General features: G+C 66.2%; 16 protein-coding genes and 2 tRNA genes. 9 read left to right on the forward strand and 9 right to left on the reverse strand.

Going from position 1 to position 19,057, the window contains the following annotated elements:
- Positions 1-17 precede the first annotated feature (17 nt).
- The 4 genes from SL103_RS02980 to SL103_RS02995 all read right to left on the reverse strand — a co-directional run bounded on the left by SL103_RS02980 (position 18) and on the right by SL103_RS02995 (position 5,098).
- Positions 18-1,835: a glycoside hydrolase family 15 protein gene (locus SL103_RS02980; RefSeq protein ID WP_069573330.1), complete on the reverse strand. Its 1,818-nt coding sequence runs from the start codon at positions 1,833-1,835 to the stop codon at positions 18-20.
- A 729-nt stretch (positions 1,836-2,564) separates the two neighbouring features.
- Positions 2,565-3,137 (reverse strand): class IV adenylate cyclase, encoded by a 573-nt coding sequence (gene cyaB / locus SL103_RS02985; protein ID WP_069567178.1) that lies wholly within the window; start codon positions 3,135-3,137, stop codon positions 2,565-2,567.
- A 4-nt stretch (positions 3,138-3,141) separates the two neighbouring features.
- Positions 3,142-4,386 carry a hypothetical protein gene (locus SL103_RS02990; RefSeq protein ID WP_208869807.1) on the reverse strand — a complete coding sequence of 415 codons (1,245 nt, stop codon included), beginning with the start codon at positions 4,384-4,386 and terminating at the stop codon, positions 3,142-3,144.
- 196 nt (positions 4,387-4,582) lie between these two features.
- On the reverse strand, positions 4,583-5,098 hold the full coding sequence (locus SL103_RS02995; protein WP_164492746.1) for a DUF6624 domain-containing protein: 516 nt from the start codon (positions 5,096-5,098) through the stop codon (positions 4,583-4,585).
- A gap of 221 nt (positions 5,099-5,319) precedes the next feature.
- Between SL103_RS02995 and SL103_RS03000 the strand changes: the two genes are divergently transcribed.
- From SL103_RS03000 to SL103_RS35710, 3 genes are all read left to right on the forward strand, one after another.
- A complete protein-coding gene (locus SL103_RS03000; RefSeq protein WP_069567181.1) occupies positions 5,320-6,597 on the forward strand; it encodes a hypothetical protein in 1,278 nt (425 codons plus the stop codon).
- Positions 6,594-7,160 carry a GNAT family N-acetyltransferase gene (locus SL103_RS03005; protein WP_069567182.1) on the forward strand — a complete coding sequence of 189 codons (567 nt, stop codon included), beginning with the start codon at positions 6,594-6,596 and terminating at the stop codon, positions 7,158-7,160. Before SL103_RS03000 ends, SL103_RS03005 begins: the two co-directional genes overlap by 4 nt.
- A 392-nt stretch (positions 7,161-7,552) precedes the next feature.
- Positions 7,553-7,732, forward strand: coding sequence for an integrase (locus SL103_RS35710; protein WP_347877831.1), 180 nt, complete (start codon positions 7,553-7,555; stop codon positions 7,730-7,732).
- Between the two features lie 117 nt (positions 7,733-7,849).
- Here SL103_RS35710 and SL103_RS03010 read toward each other — a convergent pair.
- A tRNA-OTHER gene (locus tag SL103_RS03010) sits at positions 7,850-7,916 on the reverse strand.
- Positions 7,917-8,037: 121 nt separating this feature from the next.
- Between SL103_RS03010 and SL103_RS03015 the strand changes: the two genes are divergently transcribed.
- Positions 8,038-8,964 (forward strand): aminoglycoside phosphotransferase family protein, encoded by a 927-nt coding sequence (locus SL103_RS03015; RefSeq protein ID WP_069567183.1) that lies wholly within the window; start codon positions 8,038-8,040, stop codon positions 8,962-8,964.
- 8 nt (positions 8,965-8,972) lie between these two features.
- Here SL103_RS03015 and SL103_RS03020 read toward each other — a convergent pair whose 3' ends face one another.
- The gene (locus tag SL103_RS03020; RefSeq protein ID WP_208869809.1) at positions 8,973-10,226 is read right to left on the reverse strand and encodes a hypothetical protein; all 1,254 of its coding nucleotides are present in this window, start codon (positions 10,224-10,226) and stop codon (positions 8,973-8,975) included.
- 395 nt (positions 10,227-10,621) lie between these two features.
- On the opposite strand from SL103_RS03020, the gene SL103_RS03025 reads away from it, so the two are divergent.
- From SL103_RS03025 to SL103_RS03035, 3 genes are read left to right on the forward strand one after another with little or no spacing between them, the layout of a single operon-like run.
- Entirely contained in the window at positions 10,622-11,173 is a 552-nt protein-coding gene (locus SL103_RS03025; RefSeq protein WP_432215387.1) for a bifunctional DNA primase/polymerase, read from the forward strand.
- A complete protein-coding gene (locus tag SL103_RS03030) occupies positions 11,163-11,459 on the forward strand; it encodes a hypothetical protein (RefSeq protein ID WP_069567186.1) in 297 nt (98 codons plus the stop codon). The genes SL103_RS03025 and SL103_RS03030 overlap by 11 nt, the downstream gene beginning before the upstream one ends.
- Positions 11,438-11,806: a hypothetical protein gene (locus SL103_RS03035; protein ID WP_244303828.1), complete on the forward strand. Its 369-nt coding sequence runs from the start codon at positions 11,438-11,440 to the stop codon at positions 11,804-11,806. The genes SL103_RS03030 and SL103_RS03035 overlap by 22 nt, the downstream gene beginning before the upstream one ends.
- A gap of 452 nt (positions 11,807-12,258) precedes the next feature.
- On the opposite strand, the gene SL103_RS35715 is transcribed toward SL103_RS03035, so the two are convergent.
- The gene (locus SL103_RS35715; protein WP_164492747.1) at positions 12,259-13,998 is read right to left on the reverse strand and encodes an AIPR family protein; all 1,740 of its coding nucleotides are present in this window, start codon (positions 13,996-13,998) and stop codon (positions 12,259-12,261) included.
- Between the two features lie 342 nt (positions 13,999-14,340).
- On the opposite strand from SL103_RS35715, the gene SL103_RS03040 reads away from it, so the two are divergent.
- Positions 14,341-14,829, forward strand: a complete 489-nt coding sequence (locus SL103_RS03040) for a site-specific integrase (protein ID WP_069567188.1) — start codon at positions 14,341-14,343, stop codon at positions 14,827-14,829.
- Positions 14,830-14,834: 5 nt separating this feature from the next.
- Positions 14,835-15,005: an integrase gene (locus tag SL103_RS38495; RefSeq protein ID WP_244303829.1), complete on the forward strand. Its 171-nt coding sequence runs from the start codon at positions 14,835-14,837 to the stop codon at positions 15,003-15,005.
- A gap of 126 nt (positions 15,006-15,131) precedes the next feature.
- On the opposite strand, the gene SL103_RS03045 is transcribed toward SL103_RS38495, so the two are convergent.
- Together SL103_RS03045 and SL103_RS03050 are read right to left on the reverse strand one after the other, a co-directional pair.
- A tRNA-Arg gene (locus SL103_RS03045) sits at positions 15,132-15,207 on the reverse strand.
- A gap of 553 nt (positions 15,208-15,760) precedes the next feature.
- On the reverse strand, positions 15,761-18,778 hold the full coding sequence (locus SL103_RS03050; protein ID WP_244303830.1) for an AfsR/SARP family transcriptional regulator: 3,018 nt from the start codon (positions 18,776-18,778) through the stop codon (positions 15,761-15,763).
- Positions 18,779-19,057: the final 279 nt, after the last annotated feature.

Raw genomic sequence — 19,057 nt, forward strand, 5'->3', positions numbered from 1 at the left:
AGGCGGGACCGAGGTCCTCAGTCCCGCTGCCGGTCGAGGGCGTCGTCCAGGGTGGTGGCGGCCATGATCAGCGAGAGATGGGTGAAAGCCTGCGGGAAGTTGCCCAACTGCTCGCCGCTGGGGCCGATCTCCTCGGCGAACAGGCCGACGTGGTTCGCGTAGGTCTGCATCTTCTCGAAGGCGTAGCGCGCCGGACGGATCCGCCCGGCGCGGGCGAGAGCGTCCACATAGAGGAAGGTGCAGAGGCTGAACGTGCCTTCGGAGCCCTGCAGACCGTCCGGGGAGGCCGCGGGGTCGTAGCGGTAGACGAGGCTGTCCGACACCAGCGTGCGTTCCATCGCGTCCAGGGTGGAGAGCCAGCTCAGCGTCCTGGGTGCCAGGAACCCGACGCGCGGAATGAGCAGCAGCGAGGCGTCGAGGACCTCGCTTCCGTAGTGCTGGACGAGGGCCTGCTCCTGCTCGTTCCAGCCCTGCTGCATCACCTGTTCGAGGATCGCGTCGCGCGCCGCGGTCCAGCCGGGAGCGTCGGCGGGCCGGCTGTACTCCCTCGCCAGGCGCAGCCCCCGGTCGAGGGCCACCCACACCATCACCCGGCTGAAGGTGAAGTCCTGGCGCCCACCACGGGTCTCCCAGATGCCCTCGTCGGGACGGTCCCAGGAGTCGGCGAGCCGGTCCAGCGTCCGCGCGAGGTTCTTCCAGCTGTGGTAGCTGCCTCCCACGGTGATGTCGTGTCCCTCCGACAGGGCGTAGAGCGCCTCCCCGTAGATGTCCAGCTGCAGCTGGTCGGCCGCCGCGTTCCCGGCTCGCACCGGATACGAACCCCGATAGCCCTCGAAGTGCGAGAGCACCTCTTCCCGCAGCTCGGGGTCCCCGTCGACGCGGTACATGATCTGCAGCGGCTCGCCGTCGACGCCCTCCCGGGCCTGGAGGCGGTCGCTCAGCCAGTGCGTGAACTGCGTCGCCTCCTCGGCGAAGCCCAGGTCGAGCAGGGCGCGCACGGACAGGGAGCCGTCGCGGACCCAGGTGTAGCGGTAGTCCCAGTTGCGTTCGCCCCCGATCTGCTCGGGCAGACCCATGGTCGCGGCGGCGACGGGCGCACCTGTGGGCGCGTAGGTGAGCAGCTTGAGCGTGATGGCCGAGCGGTGCACCACACCGGGCCACCGGCCGCGGTACCGCGAGGAGCGCACCCAGCGCTGCCAGAAATCCACCACGTCCCAGAACTGCGTCATCGCCCTTTCCGGGGTGAGCGGCGGCGGGGTGCCGGCATCGGGCCCGTCGACGGTGAAGACCGCCGCGGCCACCTCACCCGCCCGCAAGGTCACCTCACCCCGCACGTCCGTGCCGTCCTGCTGCAGGGGGAAGGTGCTCTGCAGACAGCCGGTGATGCCCGGTGCCCGGAACGTGGCGGTACCGTCCTGCAGCTCCAGATCGTGGGTGGCCCGGCCGTAGTCGAAGCGCGGACGGCACTCCAACGAGAAGTGCACCGTTCCGCGCACCGCCCGCACGCCGCGTATCAGCACATGCCGGTCCGTGGGGACACCGGTGCGATCCGGTGGCATGCAGTCGAAGACCTCGCCGACCCCGTCCGGCGACATGAACCGCGTGACCAGCACCGCGGTGTCGGGGTAGTACAGCTGCTTGCAGGTGGTGGCCCGGCTCTCCGGCGCGAACAGGAAGTAGCCGCCGCGGTCGTGGTCGAGCAGGGCGGCGAAGACGCTGGGCGAGTCGAACCGGGGAGCCGCGAACCAGTCGACGACCCCCTGGGACGACACCAGAGCAGCGGTCTGCAGGTCACCGACAAGGCCGTGGTCGGCGATGGGCGGGTAACGGTCCATGATCATCTCGCTTCCCGGTTGCCCCTCGTATCCCACTGTCCGCCCTGCGCGACGAGGCCGCCACGGGATACGGCACGAGACGGCGAGAGGCGATCCGGCACCCGCCGTCATGCCCTACGAGCGCCGCCCCCGCCCGGAAGAACGAGCCCTGCCCGGAGCGGGGCCAACTGGCGGCGGAACGCGGGAAGATGGCCCACCCCCCGCTCCGCGCCGACCGCCGCCGCGGACACGCGCACCTCTGCCTTCGGCGACGTGCCCCGAAGCCGAGAACGAATGAGGCCCAGGCATCCGGTTCCTCGCCGGCTGACCTGGGCCTTCGTCGTACTCACCGCATACGCGGCGCATGGTGCCCCGGCAGGATTCGAACCTGCGACACCCGCTTTAGGAACTAGTTCCGATCAGGGAGCCTGACCTGCGTAAACGCGGCGAGAAGGCCGATTGACCTGGGGAAACGCATCTTTCCTTTTCCCTCGGTATCCCGGCCTTAGTTGGCCTCACGTGTACGGCATGTGTACGGCGTCCGTGCTGCTGAGGCGGGGCGGCGCCGCTCGGTGAGCGACCACCGGGCAGTGACAGCGCCGAGGACCCCGAAGGACGGACCGCAGTCCCTCGGACCGAGAGGCGCCGTCGGCCTTGGCCGGCGGCGCCATTCACGTGCACCCGACGCATCGTGGTTCGTCAGGGGGACCGCCCGAGGCTTCAGCCCCGCTTTTGCGTTGTGAGGCGGAGCTAGGCGCGCTGCCCGAGGACCAAGTCGCGGTAGGGGAGCGCAACCGTGGGGTGGCCGACGATACCGAGGCGCTTTTCGATGTCCTCGACGAGTTCGGCAGCGCCGGCGGCCGTGGGCCGGTTGACCTCCGTTTCAACGAAGGTGCCGACGCCGCTGACGGTGTCGATGCTGACCGTGACGCCGGGGGTGTACGGGTGGCGGTAGCTGGTGCGGGTCTTCTCGACGCGGACCAGCTCACGCATTCCGATGGAGGTCAGCAGCCTCTCGGCCGTGGGTGCCTGCTCGCCCTCGCGCAGGATGACGTTCGTCTCAACCTTGGACACCACGTCGTCACGGCCGTGTGTTGTCGGGGTGGACGCAGGCTTGTAGGTGATCTCTGCGAAGTCGCCTCGTCGCCGGACTCGCAGGCACTCGACCGTCTTCATGTAGTCGACGTCGGGGCGGCTGTAGTAAGTGTCGATCTCGGTCACGGGCGCTTCCGCCACGTAGCCAAGCTCAGCGAGTAAGGGAGTGATGTTGCTTCCGTCGTCCGGAAGCTCTCGCTTCCGCTCTACCTCGATGGTGTCGGTCATGTGGTCATCCTCCCGTGTTGACCGCCGAGTACATGCGGGCAAGGTTCGTCCTGCTGCACCACTGCTGTACGGAGTGCATGGCGGACTGTAGGGCGTCCGTGTCCGTGAGAGGGATGTTCGAGAACAGCACGAGTTGCTTCGCGTCCCGCAAGGGATTGGGTAACGCGCGCCGAAGATAGCGGTTGTAGTAGCTCCGATCGCGCTGGATCACGTCTTCCACCTGGACGGGCATCAGTACGGTTCGGTTGTCCTGGTTGGACTCGGTGGAGCTGATGGCGAACGTCGCCAGCAGAGTGTCGACCGTCATGTACGCGTAGGTCTCGCGTCCCTCGCGGGTGTTCCAGTGCTCCCAGACTCCTTGACACTCTCCCTCACCGACTTCCGCCGACGCGAGGAATTGTGAGAGCGCAATATCGGTGCACTGATCGAAGATGTCCCCATCCACGGTGTAGTGGTCGGCGTATCGCTCGCTCAGTGCGAGCATCATTGCCTTCTGGGAGATCGGGAGCCAGTCCGTATCCGTCAAACGGTAGTGGACCCGTTTGTGTCCGGTCTTGGCATCGATCCAGTCCGAGGCCAACTGTCCGTCGAGGAACGGAACGAAACCGAGCACCCCGGAACGCCAGACATGATCCCGCAGCGTGATGTAGTGGCGTTGCACCTCACGGAAGATCCCGATCGGTGCGGAGATGAACACGTGGGTACCGTTGGTGACTTCGTCCACGGGGACGATGCGTGAATCCTGTCGAACGATCACCTCGTCGTGTTCTCCGTGGTAGGGGTGCGTCCCTTCGCGGAGGTACTGCGGCAGGAACATCCGGAGGAATTGCACCCAGGATTGCGCCCCGTAAGTCTGCACCGCACGATCGTGCAGGGACCCACCGTCTACCGCATATACGTCGCGGTAGGCGAACAGGCCACCTTCCCTCAGCACGGTGGGGATCGTCCGGATCATCGAGTGCAGGCCGGCATATCCGCCGCCGTAGCTGTACACCTCGTGCATGAGGGCCGAGGCGCTGATCACGTCTACAGGCTCAGTGACCAGCGTCCCGATGTCCTGCGCAAAGCCGGTCACCAGGTCGCATGTGCCGACCTTGCCGAATTCCTCCATCGCCTGGTTGAGCGACGTTGAGACCACGCCAGGCACTTCAACGAGGGTGAGGTCCACGTTCCGGTGCCCGTGCCCGCCGGCGGCGATCCGAGAGGCCAAGAAGGTGACGGCCGAGCCTCCGCCCGGTCCGATTTCCACCAGCCGAGGACAGTTCCTCTCAACTCGCTGTAGTGCCTGGTACGCGAGGTAACCCTTCTCCTCCCCATGCGCGTTGGCTGCCACATCCAGGTAGCAGGCCGCAGTCTTGGACTCGGTCGCGAATTTCGATGCAATCAACGTGCGCCCCCAAGAGATTGAGTTGCAGAGCATCCGGGTTCGAGCCCGGCCTCTTCGATCAGCAGGCGGTGCTTTCCGCGGTGGGAGGTTCGAGTGGGGGGTACAGAGTCCGGATGAGCACTTCGAACACGTCGAAGGGTTCGAGGCCCATCTCGGCTCGGCGGGCGTCGAGCTCGTCGGGGTCGTCAATGGCGTACGGGACCGGGGTTCCGGTCTGCATGTAGCTGAATTGCGTGCCGTAGAGCTGCGGCTGGCCGGCGATGATGCGGCGCCGGTCGGTGAGGTAGGCGACCTGCTTCGGGGTCGCCTCGCCGACGTGTACGGCCCCCTCGACCAGGGCAAGGGCGTGTTGCTGAAACTCGGGATTGGCGGTGGCGTGCTGGGCGATCCACCAGGCCGCAGCGGCTCCGATTTCGCCCACCAGCGAGCGACCGGTCCACCCGTGTGCGGCGATGATCTGCCGAAGCGTCTCGGTGGCTTTGTCCTCGACCTCACGCAGCGCGATCTGATCGGCTTCATGGGCCGGCGGTGCGGCCTGTTCTTGGGCTGCTTGGTGCCTTCTCTTGAGGTCCAAGAGGGCCAACGGGATCTGCGGTTGACTCGGTCGCGAGGCACTCATCGTTTGTCCTCCTGATCAATAGGGGAAGACGGGCTGTTGTTGCGTGCCCCCAGTGCATCGCCCCAGCAGGAGGTGCGGGTGATGCGCGACCGGACGTTTAGGCGGACGTTTTCCATCACGCCATACGGCCAACTCGCTACGGTGTGAGGACAATCCGCGATGGCGAGGGGAAGCGCATGGCGGGCAAGGTCACGAACGGACTGGCGGGCTTACGACAGGCAGCGGGCCACACGCAGCAGTCGTTCGTGGTGGCGTTCATGGACGAAGCCGCACGGCTCGGTATCGACGCCTCGCTCAGCGTGCGGCAGCTGCGGCGTTGGGAGCGCGAGACACCGCCGCCGTTGCCCCACCCGAGCCAGCAGGTTGTATTGGAAGCCATGCTCGGAGTGCCTTTGGCCGAGATGGGATTCGACGTTCCCGGACATCGCATGACGGTTGCGGCGCCCATCAGCGACGCTGGAGGAGTGAAGAGGAGAACGTTCGTCGCTGATACCGGTGCCCTGGCCGCGGGAGCCTTCCTCCCTACCAGGCCAGGCCCGCGCATTGGCACGGCCGACCTCGGCCAGCTGCGCACGCGGTTGGACGGCCTCTATCAGACGGACCACACGGAAGGCAGCGTGCCGGCGATGGTGGAGGCGCGCCGCATCGAAGGCGAGATCACCAGCGTCCTCGGCGCCGCCTCGTACACCTCTCGCATCGGACGTGAACTCCAGACCATGCTCGCTGAACTGCACGGTCACCGGGCCTGGTACGGCTATGACGGCGGCCTGATCGGCGAGGGCCGTGCAGCATGTATCGAGGCTCTCGCGGCGGCGCAGCTCGTCGACAACCCGCTCCTACAGGTTTCTGTACTGGAGACCCTCGTGCTCCTCGCGATCAAGGCTGGGCGGGGGTGGGAAGCCGCAAGTGCGGTCGAGTACGCCTACCGCCTCGCCACTAGTGCGGGCGCCGGGCACACAGTGCACCTCGTGATCGCGTTGCGTGACGCCAATGTCGCTACTCATGCCGGAGACCTATCAGGGGCGCGCCGTGCCCTGAGTCGTGCCGTGACATACCAGGGGCGCGCTGACACGGAAACGGAGGTGCCCAACTGGGCGCAGTTCGCCGGTCCGTTCGAGGTCGACTACGCCACGGCCGACATGTACGTGCGTGCTGCGCAACCCAAACGCGCCGTGCCGTTCCTGCGCGCCGCCGTGCGAGGCATTGGCGGCGATCTTGCCCGCAACAGTGTCTCTTACCGCGTGAAACTGGCGGGTGTACTCCTCGATGCCGGGGAAGTAGACGACGCGTGTGGGGAGATGAGCGCCGTCCTCGACGGGTACGGGGGCATTGCTTCTCCGCGGTTGCTGGGCAAGATCCGAGAGTTTCAGCGAGCCGCTCGCCGAGTTGACAGCACGGCGGCTCGCGAGTGTGGCGAGCGCATCCGTGAGACCGTCCGAGGGGGTACCGCGTGACGCAGCAGGAATCCATCAGCGTCGAGTACCTGGACGGGCCGGCCGCCGCGCAGGCCGAAGACGCGTTCAGGCTCGTCTACGCCGAGGCGTTCGCCGAGCCGCCCTACAACGAGGCCGAGCACGACGTCGCGGACTCCTTTCGGCGCTTCCGCTCGCAGACCCGCAAACGCACTTTCCGCAGCGCCCTGGCTCGCACCGGGGACGGCGGGCCGGTCGGTATGGCGTACGGCTACCCGCTTGGGCCCAAAACGGGGTGGTGGGATCAACTCACCCAACCAATACCCGACGACATGCGCCGCGAGGACGGGCGCCGGACCTTCGGTCTTATGGAGATCGCCGTACGTGGACCGTGGCGCGGGCAGGGCATCGCCGGCCGACTGCACGAGACCTTGCTCGCCGGCACCGAGGCCGAGCGCGTGCTGCTCAACGTTCACCCGGACAGCAAGGCGGCGCAGGCGGCATACCGGGCGTGGGGCTATCGAAAGATCGGCGAGGCACGTCCGTGGGAGGGAGCGGACGTGCACGACGTGATGATGCTCGACCTGCGCCGGACGGCTTCATAAGGGACAGCTGGCTGGCCGTGCCGGTCTGCGTGTGTTGCTTCCGCATCCTCAGCAGGGTTCTCTCCCAACCCCGAGGTTGCCGGCCACCAAGCTGCAGGACAGCCTGGGGGACCATGGAGGTGGCGGTTGCTTGCTTAACAGTGACGGCTGGACCAGCCAACATCACAGGCGGTGATCACCATGCCGAAGACGCATGCCGTCGCCAGGGTGAGCCCAGCTGTGTTTTCCTCGTCAGTTGTCGCCACGCGGGTTCCCAGCTTCGTGCCTGAGCTTGGTCTGCACCTTGACGTCCCTGCAGCGGAGGAACCGCAAACAAGGGAGTCCATTTCCACGATCTGCGGCACACGGGCAACAGCCTGGCCGCGACCGGTGGCGCCACCACGCGGGAGCTGATGACGCGTAGGGGGCACTCGACCGTGCGGGCCGCCATGGTCTACCAGCACCTCGTCGGCGGGCGTGATCAGGAGATCGCGGACCACGTCGATCGGCTGATCAGGAAGTCGAAGCAGACGAAGAAGGCGAAGCGCCCCAAGGGGGATCGGGAGTCACCCGACGGCGACAAGATCAACTGATCTGGCACGGATCTGGCACGGCGGCGTGATCCCGGCTCGAGAACGATCAAGGCCCAGGCGTCCGGTTCTTCACCGGCCGACCTGGGCCTTCGTCGTGCCCGCCGCATACGCGGCGTGTGGTGCCCCCGGCAGGATTCGAACCTGCGACACCCGCTTTAGGAGGGTGCTCCGGTGATCCGGGGGCTGACCTGGGCCGGTCCCAGCCTGCTGGGCCACCGAGCCGACGGCCCGCTGATGACTGTCGCTGTCCGCCGGTATCCCTGCCATCTGGCACGGATCTGGCACGGCCGGGTACGGTCGATCGCATGATCTCGGACCCCGGCACGAGTCCAGACGCACCGCGGGATTTCACGGCAGAGGGCGTGGAGCCCGTGCTCCACGAAGCGTGCGCAGAGGCCCGGATCGATGCGTCCGGAGCGGAGCTGTTGCGACTCGGCTCGAATGCCGTCTACCGACTGTCGTCCGCCCCGGTGATCGTTCGCATCGCGCGTGATCCAGATGCGGCCGCAGAGATGGAACGGGCCGTAGGGGTCGCCCGCTGGCTTGAGGCGCAGGACTTTCCTGCGACGAGAGTGCTACGCGGAGTGCGCCAGCCGCTGTCGGCCGGCGGCAGGGTCGTCACGTTCTGGGAGAGCGTCCAGGACCGCGAGGAGTACGCGACCGTGACCGAGCTGGCGGACCTGTTGCGCCGATTCCACTGGCTTGAGGAGCCGCAGTCGCTCCGCCTGCCGTACTTCGACCCGTTCGCCAAGGTGTGGTCCTCCTTTGAAGCCCTTGATGGCGTCTCGCCGGATGACGCGGTGTTCCTGGAGCAGCGGGCCCGACGATTGCACAAGGAGTACGACCGGCTGGACTTCGTTCTGCCGTACGGCCTGATCCACGGTGACGCCAATATCGGCAACGTCCTACGGGACCGCAGCGGGCAGCCCCTCCTGATCGACCTGGACGGTGTCTGCCTGGCCCCGCGGGAGTGGGACCTGATCCTTACGGCGATCTACTACGACCGTTTCGGTTGGCATGGCCGGAGCGACTACGAAGGCTTCGTCCACCACTACGGGTTCGACATCATGAACTGGCCCGGCTACTCGGTGCTGGCGGATGTCCGTGAGCTGATGATGGTGCTGTGGATGGGCCAGCAGGTCGGCAGCAGCGAGAAGTCTGCCGCCGAGTTCAGCCGCCGGATGCAGGCGCTCCGTACCGGGGGAAGCCGCCGGGACTGGAGCCCCTTCTGACCCGACGGCTACGAGGTCGTCAGAGCTTGCCCGCTTGCGATCCACAAACGGTGTTCCGTGGCCTGGTCGTGGAGCTCGCGTACGACGGCGGTAGACCCTGACACCGCGAGGTGTTGGCGGAACTCCGCGAGGTAGGCGACGCATCGGGCGGACTTGAGCTGTTCCCCGAGATCAAGGGCGTCCAGCGCGACGTTGCAAGCTTCCTCGACGTCGCCGGCGTGGAGGTGGGCGTCGGCCAGGACCATGGTGGCGAAGAAATCACTGCGGACGTGGCTGCCGCTCATTGCATTCTCCGCATGGGAGACGGCCTGACGCGCGCTGCGCACGTCGCGGAAGCAGTGGGCAGACTCCGCCGCCAGTTCGGCAGCGTCGAAGTAGGTGATCCACTCTGGCTCGTCGTCCGCATTGCAACTCTCCAGCGCCTTGGCGGCTGCGGCGAGCGCACTTTCGCACGCGTGCCGGTCTCCGGTGCGCGCCAGCGCCCGAGCCTCCATCGCGTGGAACTGCGCTCGCAGGGTCGGAGTGGCAACAGCAGAGATGCCCATCAGGGCCGCGCGAGCGAGAGTGGCACCGTGGGTGAACTGGCCCAGAAACGTGGCCTGGTGGCTCATCGCGGACAGGATGCTGCCGGCAAGGCGCCGATCGTTGCCGTCTTGGGCGAGCCTGAGGGCCTGGAGAAAGTACCGCTGTGCCAGCCCGTGCTGACAAGCGTCGTGCGACATCCAACCAGCCAGCAGGGTGGCTTCAGCGACGGTCGAAAAGAGAGCGCGGCCAACCGACTCGGTGTACCGGCCGGAGAGCAGCGGCGCTACCTCCCGGCTGAGGTACTGGATCACGGACTGCCGAGCGTGGTCTCCGCCGAACCGGTCATCGAGCTGGGCGAACATGTCGCAGGTCGACTTGATCACCGCGACATCGGCGAGGCCCACACGCGGCCCTCGATCACCCAGTGCCTTGGGCAATGCTGCCTCCGGAGCAACAAGCCACCGTAACGACGCTTCACTCCACGCGGGCTGGGACGCCTGGGCCTGAAGCAGGGGGTCATAGCCGTTCAGGTCCGCCCGCCAGAGGCGGTCCACGTTCGCAATGGCAGCGTCAGGGCTGGCGGGGTAGCCGGCGTCCAGAAGGGCGGAGTCCCGGCCGGTGAGGTGGCCCAGCCCCAGTTCAGCAGACGACATCCCCAGGGTTTCGCACACCACCGGGCCGTAAAACTCATCCGGAGCGCTGTGGCCGTTCTCCCAACTGGCGATCCGTCGCTTCACGCTCGCGTCGGCCGGGAGTGACTGGCCATGGCGAGTGGCGACTTGGCGCAGTTCATGGACCAGCCGAGCCTGACTCCAACCGCGGCTCTTCCGGGCCCGCAACAGGAGAGAACCGAACGACGTCGGCGTCGATTCCGTGGTGATCGCCTCCCCGGAGGGCGTGGGCGATGCCCGTTCCTCCCCCTGAATCTAGGGACCTGATACGGGCCGCGTGGCGACTCCGGTGGATTGCCCGCGGTTCAGACCCTGACGGGGGATGACGCGATCGTGCAGTGCCCGTCATCCCCCGTCACCTGTCGTCATCTGCCCAGCTCAGGGCCTCACGCAGGAGTCTGGTTGCACCGCGGCAGACGAGCCGCCGCAGTTGCCGACCGAGGTGGGATGACGTGCAGAGGATGACGAGGCGAGGTATTCAGTGGCTGTCCGCTGTCGCCGACGATCCAGTGATGTGCCGGGCTCATTGGGCGGATGACCCCAGGCGCCCATACACGCTGCCGACCGGGCGCCTCTTCGATGTGGTGGTCATGAGCCAGCGGTTGGGCATGGAGACCTTCGACCAGTTGGTACGTCGCGAAATGCCGCTCGGTCCGGTCATGATGGACCGTCGCGCAAAGCAGATCGGGTTCCTTCTGTCGTCCAAGTCGCGGGCCCGCTTCACGCGCCTCCTGTCCCTGGAAACGGCAACCCCGCCCGAGTACCGCTACCTCGACGCCGGCTCCTTCGTCGTCGTACCCGGGCCGATGCCGATGGCCGATGACCGCCACCAGTGGCTACGCGCGCCCATTCGCCGGCCCGAGGCATCCCCGCTGCGCACGGCGTCGTTAGCGGTGATGTTCGCGGCCGCCGCAGCCTTGATCGAACGAGCAGACCGCTATGGCGTGCAGTACCCGAGCCCCGGAGCGGCCGGGCCCGAGGATTCTGAGCGGGTGAGCGACCGTGCCCAGTGAGGAAGATCCCGAGGATGCGGCCCGCTGGTCCCCCCTGGAGACGGACGAGTGGTACGCGGCCCGCAACGCCACCACGGCCCTGCGGGACGTGCTGACCGCGGCAGGCATGGCCCGCGAATTCCCCTACCTCCGTGCCGACCTGAACGCCTTCGGCCACGGCCTCATCGAACTCGGCCGTGTCTCGCCGGAGACGGCGGAGCGCCTGGCAGAGCTGCTGCGGCGGGCCTTGCTGTGCTCCCGTGGTTCCGAAGAGGCAGGCGACTCGTGCAATCGCAAGACGGACTGACCAAGAGCAAGGAGAAGGTGGTGGGCGTGACCGACCCGAGTCGTGTAGTGGCCAAACGAGCCGAGAACCTTTCGCCTGCAATGCCGTACGTACGCGGTTGGGCCGAAGCCAAGCGCGGCGCTGACGCGCTGGCTGAACAACTTCACAGCGCCGGCCTGGGGACGGACTTCCTCGGTCTGAGGGCTGACGTGACGGTCTTCGGCGACGGCTTGGTGTGCCTCGGGCCCATCCAGCCTGAGGCCGGAAAGATGCTGGCACGCCTGCTCGTCATGGGCTTGGCGATGGAGATGGCGGAACATGCTGACCATCAGGGCCAGTCGGCTCCTCCGGATGCCCCGGCCGCCTAATGCCACTGCCGAGTCGGCAGTACGGTCTTCGGTCGGCCGGGACCGGCGCCCCAGCGCCGCAGCCCGGACGTGCCGAAGACCGGTATACCGCTGACTTGCCCTGGGTCTTGCCGGGGATCTTGATGACCTGAGTTTTCCCTGCTCAGAAGCGGTAGGGTCGCGCGCTTGGTGGTCCTCGTCTACTACTGTCGAGCGGCCTCGGACCGGCCCGACTCTGCCGCACTCGACTGACGTCGGCGCCTTCAATGCGCCCCGTTGGAACCGCAGCCGACGACAGGCAGCCACGATGGTGGGCTCGCCGCCCGATCACGCACGCGTACGCCTCGCTACACCCTCACCGGCCTCAGCCACGCTACTGGTGCCGTCGACCAGAGCAAGCCTCGCTGGCGGGAGAGCCCGCAAGCCTTGGAACCCGGCGTTGCTAAGCCAGCGGACTACCGTGCGATCAAAAACTAGGAGTTGCTTTCCCGGAGATTTCGTGCTCGGTCCAGCAGATATTCACTGAACCGCTGAGCTTTCGTTGCCCTCTCCAGGATGACACCTTCTCGCCGAAGGTAAGCGTTAGACCACTCCTTGAGCTTCTCGAAAAGATCCTTGAGTACGGCGTCGTCAACCGCAGCGTTCGCTGAGGATAGTGCGCGAAGTTGCTGTGGCCGTCGAATGGGTGCGCCATTCAAAAGTTCTACGATAAGCATCGACAGGTGGAACTTGAGGTTGCTCTTCTGGGACACATTCGCTTCGGCAGCTTCAGACAGGATGAAGCTATCCACTTGACGCTGAAGCTTGGCAGCCCAGAGGTAGACTTGAAGGTCGATTGACGTATTGAACACGAGTCGATAATCCTCGTCATTCTTCAGCAGCGAGGACGGCTTGCCGCGTGATTTGTCGGGTCGCGCCAGACCCATAGCGGTGACAGATGCCCCGAGGAACTGAATGCTTACAATCTTTGCGGGGTCCTTTCCGTCATTCTTGTAGTAGCCCTTTCTCCTGTCGTAGTACCATCCTTGGGTCAAGAAGTAATTTTCAATATTGCGCTGAACTTCGTCGGTTGCACGCAGGGAGGCATCCGTAATTGCAGTCTGCCGGTTCGTTGCCCTGATTACCAGGTCCCTCGTTGCGGCATCGCCAGTTACGATAATCCGCACCAGCAACATGCGTTCTCCGGCTTCCGCTGAACCACCGCCCCTGAGTGACTCGAAAATTTCGTGGCTCGTCTGCAAGCCGTTTACGATCTGAATGTTCGAAAGCGAGTATGTTTTGGCCGTGCTGGTCGCATCGCTGCAAATGATGGTGACGCCGTTGTTTAGCCACCAGAACTCAGGGCTATCAGGTGACGTAAGGGACTGGCGAATCTCTTGATTCACCGAGACGCTCCCCTGGTAATCCCTCACGTTCCATTCGAAGAGGTGTCGACGAAGGCGGCCATTGTCGTCGACAATGAGATCGTAATAGTCCCTCAACTTCACGATAGCTACGTGCGACTCCCCACTAGTAGCACTTTCCTGGTAGTTCATTGCAAGAGTGTATGGCGGGCGTTCGTTGTACCTCGCCAGAAGTTCCTTGTCGCCGAGAAGCTCCACAGATGCTGTGCGTGCATCCGGAACCGAAGAAATGATCACTTGCCTCAAGGCGTTCAGTTTTGCCTCAAATTGCGGCGTGATATTACTGGAGTCTCCCGGAGTTGCGTAAATGACGTTTACGCTGATCCGGGGTCGGCGGGTGATGAGTTTTTCCCATGCGTCGCGGAAGATCCCAAAGCGTGTGAGGAGTGTCGTATTGTACAGGACAGACAAGGACTCGATGGACAGTGACAGGTCCAACAGTCGACGCATTGTGTTCTCAAGCTTCTCTGCCACATCCTCGGCAAAGCTAGGTGTTCTCTTCGCTTGGACTACCCAGAGTTCCAAGTTTCTGTCTTGCCCAAAATCGGATGGACGGCTCGTTTTCGATACGACGTCTGAGTCCTCATCTAGCAGTGCGTCATCGAAAAAGACATAGACTGCGTCGATCGCACCGTCCTGCCCTCCTCCGACGATGCCTGCCTCGATTTCCTCAATCCCTAGCCCAAATGACCGCAACGCCAACTCTGAAGAAAAGACTTCAAAAGCAGTTCCTCCGTCAACGGCAGGAAGGTTCTCCTCTTTCCATGCGTCAAAAATTCGGAGGATCAAGGTCTGCGCGTTACTGGGCATTTTTGGCATTGAAGGACTCCCGCCATCAAAGGGTGTTGAAGATAGCATTGGCGCACGCCACTGCGCAGAAGCTTCGCCGCATCTGCGAGGCCCTCATTGCCTGCGTTCCGGGATCTGGGTGGCTGAGCCGTCTCAGTGCCAGCCCTGGCCTGGCATTAGGCACTGATCGCTGTGAGCGCGGCACGGGCGTCGGCCGGGCTGTAGCGGGGCGGAGGCAGGAGCGCAGGCCCGGCCTGCGCGCGGTGAGCGGAGCGAGTCGCCTTGAAGACGTAGAGAAAGTTTGAGCCACGCGCCCGCTGCCGGTCAGAGCGGGTAGCTGATCTCCAAGTCATCCCCGGGGAGTTGGAACTCCTCCCCGTTCTCACGGTCGAGGAGGTGTTCGCCGTGGCCGGCGCGATCGCGGGGCGCTACCGCGCGATGGTGCTGCTGGCTGCCTTCACGGGCATGCGGTTCGGGGAGCTGGCTGCTCTGCAACGCCGAGATATCGATCTGGAGGGGCGCTTCGTCCAGGTGCGCAGGGCCCAGGCAGAACCTCAGTCGGGGGAGTTGGAGGTCAAGGCGCCGAAGAGTGAGGCCGGCGTCCGTACCGTCTCGTTCCCCGCGTCGCTCGTTCCGGAGATCAAAGAACACATGCGGATCTTCGGGGAGGACGGCCGGACGGGACTGCTGTTCGTCGGTCCGAAGGGCAGCAGGCTGCGCCGGAACAACCTCCATGACACGTGGGCGGCGGCGCTCAAGGGGGCCGGGCTGAAGGGAGTCCACTTCCGCGATCTCCGGCACACGGGCAACAGCCTCGCGCGACCGGTGGCGCCACCACGCGGGAGCTGGTGACACGCATGGGGCACTCGACCGTACGAGCCGCCATGGTCTACCAGCACCTCGTCGGCGGGCGTGATCAGGAGATCGCGGACCACGTCGATCGGCTGATCAGGAAGTCGAAGCAGACGAAGAAGGCGAAGTGCCCGAAGAGGGATCGGGAGTCGCCCGACGGCGCCAAGATCAACTGATCTGGCACGGATCTGGCACGGCGGCTTCGGCGGCGTGATCGCGGCCTGAGAACGATTGAGGCCCAGGCGCCCGGTTCTTCACCGGCTGACCTGGGCCTTTGTCGTGCCCGCCGCATACGCGGCGCATGGTGCCCCCGGCAGGATTCGAACCTGCGACACCCGCTTTAGGAGAGCGGTGCTCTATCCCCTGAGCTACGGAGGCGGGGACTTGCGCGCAACGTGGAGGAACACTCTGCGTGAGGGTTCATCCGGTTCCGGGCAAGAGAGCGGACCGTCGCGAGCGGCGGTCCCAGACAGGGTAGCGGATGGGGCTGGGGTGTGGTCGGCGCCTCGGCTCGGTTCGTGATCGGGAGGGGGGCCGGCGGTCGCGGTGTCCCGGGGTGGGTGTCCGGGTGGGTGGGGTCTTGCTGGTGGCGGGCCGTGTCGGGGGTGTTCCGGGGGAGGGGCGGAGGGGGCCGGCGGTGGGGTGAATCAAGATCCATTTCTGGGGTGTGCGCTGCGCGGGGTACGTGTTCCCGGCCCGGGGGCGGCGTTGGTATCCGGATGGAACAGAAACGGACTGTCGTGCCGCGACGATCTGTTCTGTTCGCGAGATCGTGCATTCCAGGGGGGAATCATGCGCAGTAAGCTGACCGGCCTGATCGGCATTGTCGCCTTGGCCTTTGCTCTCGGTACCGGAGTGATGGTGCACAACTTTGAGGCCGACGGGGCCGGAAAGGCTGTGCACATTCTGGCCACGAATGAGGGGCCGGGGACTAGCCACCAATAACGGGCTCGGTCAACTGAATCATGCCGGGTGTCTGTGTGCTGCAGCAAAAAGAGCCAAGGGAGCAGCGCACAGGCGCACGGCCGGGCGAGCCCAGGACGGCCCGGGGGATTTTCATGGCGGCGAAAAGTTCTTCGGCGCTGTGCAGGTGCTGCCCGGCGACTTCGTGCTTTCCCAGCGATTTCTCGGCTTTTGCCATGCCGTGCAGTCCGTGCGCCACACCCATGCGGTATCCGATACCCAGTGCCCGCTGATGGGCACTTCGGTGCAGGTCGAGCGCCTTCTCGTGGTTCCCGCCGAGCTGGTGGACCAGTCCCGCGATGTTCTCGACCTCGCACTGCCAGGTCACCGTACCCAGCGGGCTGACCAGCGCGAGTGCCTGATCGATGTACGTCATCACCTCGTCGCCCTGTCCGTTCCGCTGGTGGAGGACCGCGCGCAGGGCCAGGGACATGGCCCGGTTCCTGGGCATCACGGAGTCCTCGCCGAGGGCCAGGGCCCGGTCGAGGTATCTCTGTGCCGATGCGTCGTCGCCGCCGTCCAGGTGCGCTATGACCAGGTCGTTGAGGGCGGCTACTTCGTGTTCCTGCTCCCCGACTTCCTGGCAGAGCATGACGGCCCGTTCGGCGGCGGCGATGGCTTCCGCGGTCCGGCCCTGCCACAGGTGCAGGGTGCTGAGATTGCACAGTGCGATGGATTCCCGTCTGAGGGTTCCGAATTCGCGGTGCAGGCCGATTCCGCGCACCAGGAGGTCGTATCCCTCGGAAAGGCTGCCGAGCACGATGTGCGCCCAGCCCAGCAGGTCCAGGAAGGCCGCCTCGCTCACGGTGTCCCCGTGCGAACCGGCCACCCGCAGACCTTCTTCCGCGACCTCCGTCGCCAACCGGAACTCGCCGAGAATCTGGTGAGCCGAGGCCAGGTTGGCCAGGCTCAGGCACAGGGCCTGGGTATCCGCCGCCCGGCGGGCCGCGGCCACCGCGACCTCCGCCAGTTCCCGGAAGTCCTGGATGGCTCCCTGCGCGTGCAGGTGGAGCACCGTGTTCCTGGCCAGGTAGCTGGCCAGGCGGTGGAAGTCGTGCTTCTGGCCCAGCCGGACGGCGGCCTGCAGGCCCCTGCTCTCCCGGTCGTACCACCGGCGGGCGGTCTGTGCGTCGCCGAACGCGGGCAGCCCCGGCGCGTTGCCGGTCGGAGCGGACGCGCACTGGCGCAGTCCGGGAAACAGGATCCGGCACGCCTCGTTGGTCGCGCCCATGTAGTAGTTCAGCAGCCGGCCGACCGCGGTGTCCTTCTCGTGCCGCACGGACTCGTCCCAGAGGCTGCGGGCGAAGCTGCGGATGAGGTCGTGGAAGGAGTACCGCCCTGCCTCATGTTGCTGCAGCAGTTGCGAGTCGAGCAGGTCCTCCAGCATCTGCTCGGCGTCCTTGGGCGTCATGTCCGTGAGGGCCGCGGCCGCATGCGGGTCGAAGTTCGGCCCGGGGTGCACGCCGAGGAGCATGAACGCCCGGCGGTGCTCCTCGCCCAGGGCCTCGTAGGAGAGCTGGATGGTCGTGGCGACGCTGCGTTCGGTGGAGCGGAGCTCCGTGAGCAGGGCGTCCTCCTCGCGGAGCCGGTCGACGAAGTACTGCAGCGTCCAGCGGGGGCGGTTGTGGAGCCGGGCGGTGGCGATGCGCAGTGCGAGCGGCAGGTGCCCGCACATCGCGGCCAGCGACTTCGCGGCTTCCGGGTCGGCGGCCACGCGTTCCTCGCCGAGCGTGCGGGCGAGCAGTGCCGCGCTGTCCTGCGGCGGCAGTGTTCCCAGCGATATCCAGTGGGCGCCGTCGAGGTCGAGCAGCCGGCAACGGCTGGCCACCAGGACCAGGCACTCGGACGTGACGGGCAGGAGCGGGCGTATCTGGGCGGCCTCGGCCGCGTTGTCGAGGACCAGGAGCAGCTTCCGCGAGGCCGAGGCGGCCTGCCACGTCGCGAAACGGCTCTCGGCGTCATCGGGGACGGCGCTGTCGGGTGTCCCCAGGCCGCGCAGCAGTATGCGCGTCGCCTCCTCGGGGGCCAGCGGGCGTTCCCCCGGGGTGAAGCCGCGCAGGTCGATGTAGAGCTGCCCGTCCGGGTACGAGGCGGCCAGGCGGTGCGCCGCACGCACGATGAGGGTGGTCTTGCCGGCGCCGCCCATCCCGTCGACGGCGACGATCCGCACCCCCTCGCCCGCCTGGCCCCGGTCGAGCAGGTACCTGAGCTCCAGGTGACGGCCGGTGAAGTCCGGTAGTTCGTACGGCAGGGTGCACGGGGCGCTCTCGGCGGCGCGCGCGCCGTCGGACGGGCGGGGCGAGGGGGGCGACGGCGCTTGGGCGGGCGTGTCCAGTTCGGGGCTGGCCCGCAGGATCTTCTCGAACAGGCCGGCCAGGTCCGGGCAGGGGCTGATCCCGAGTTCCTCCGCCAGTAAGTCCCGTACGGCGGCGTACTCGTGGAGCGCCTCGGCCTGCCGTCCGGCACGGTAGAGGGCGAGCATCAGCTGGGCGCGCAGCCCCTCGCGCAGCGGGTAGGCGTCGGCGAACTCGCGTATCTCGCTGACGATGTCGCTGTCCTCGCCCAGCTGGAGCCTGAGCGCGAAGAGCTCCTCCACCGCGGCCAGCCGTCGTTCCTCCAGGATGGTGGACGCCGCGTCGAGGACCGGCCCACCCGTCCCGTTCAGCACCGGGCCCCGCCACAGCGCGAGGGCCTTCCGCAGTTCCCCGACCGCCGCGCCGAGTTCTCCCGTGGAGCGCTCGGCAGCGGCTGCCCGGACGTGGCGGGAGAAGAGGCGCAGGTCGACCTGGAGCGGCTCCACGGATACGCGGTACCCCGCGTCCTCGGTCACGATCAGCGCCGGACCATGGGGTATTCGCCGTCGAAGATCAGCAATGGCTTTGCGGACCTGCTGTTTGGCGGTATCGGGTGAGGATTCTCCCCACGCCGTCTCGATGAGGCGCTCGATGGGTACCGTCCGCCCGGACTCCAGCAGCAGGGACGTCAAAATCCGCTCCTGCAGCGGTCCGCCGAGCTTGATCCGAATTCCGTCGGCCAGGCATTCCAAAGATCCAAGAACGTTGAACCGCAGTCCGCGATTTTCTGTAGCAGTCAATGTGCACCCCCCAGTGCTGCCTGGAAAATACCAGTTCGAGGCGACTACCGCAGCGAGCGGTACCGGACCGGTAGGTGAGTGGTATCACCGCCAGGCAGGCTCCTTTCAGCCACCGAAAGTGGCGCCCTCCGTACATCCCGAGGCATCCACCGGTGCCGGAGGCGGCGGGCC

This window comes from Streptomyces lydicus, assembly GCF_001729485.1.
GTDB lineage: Bacteria > Actinomycetota > Actinomycetes > Streptomycetales > Streptomycetaceae > Streptomyces > Streptomyces lydicus_D.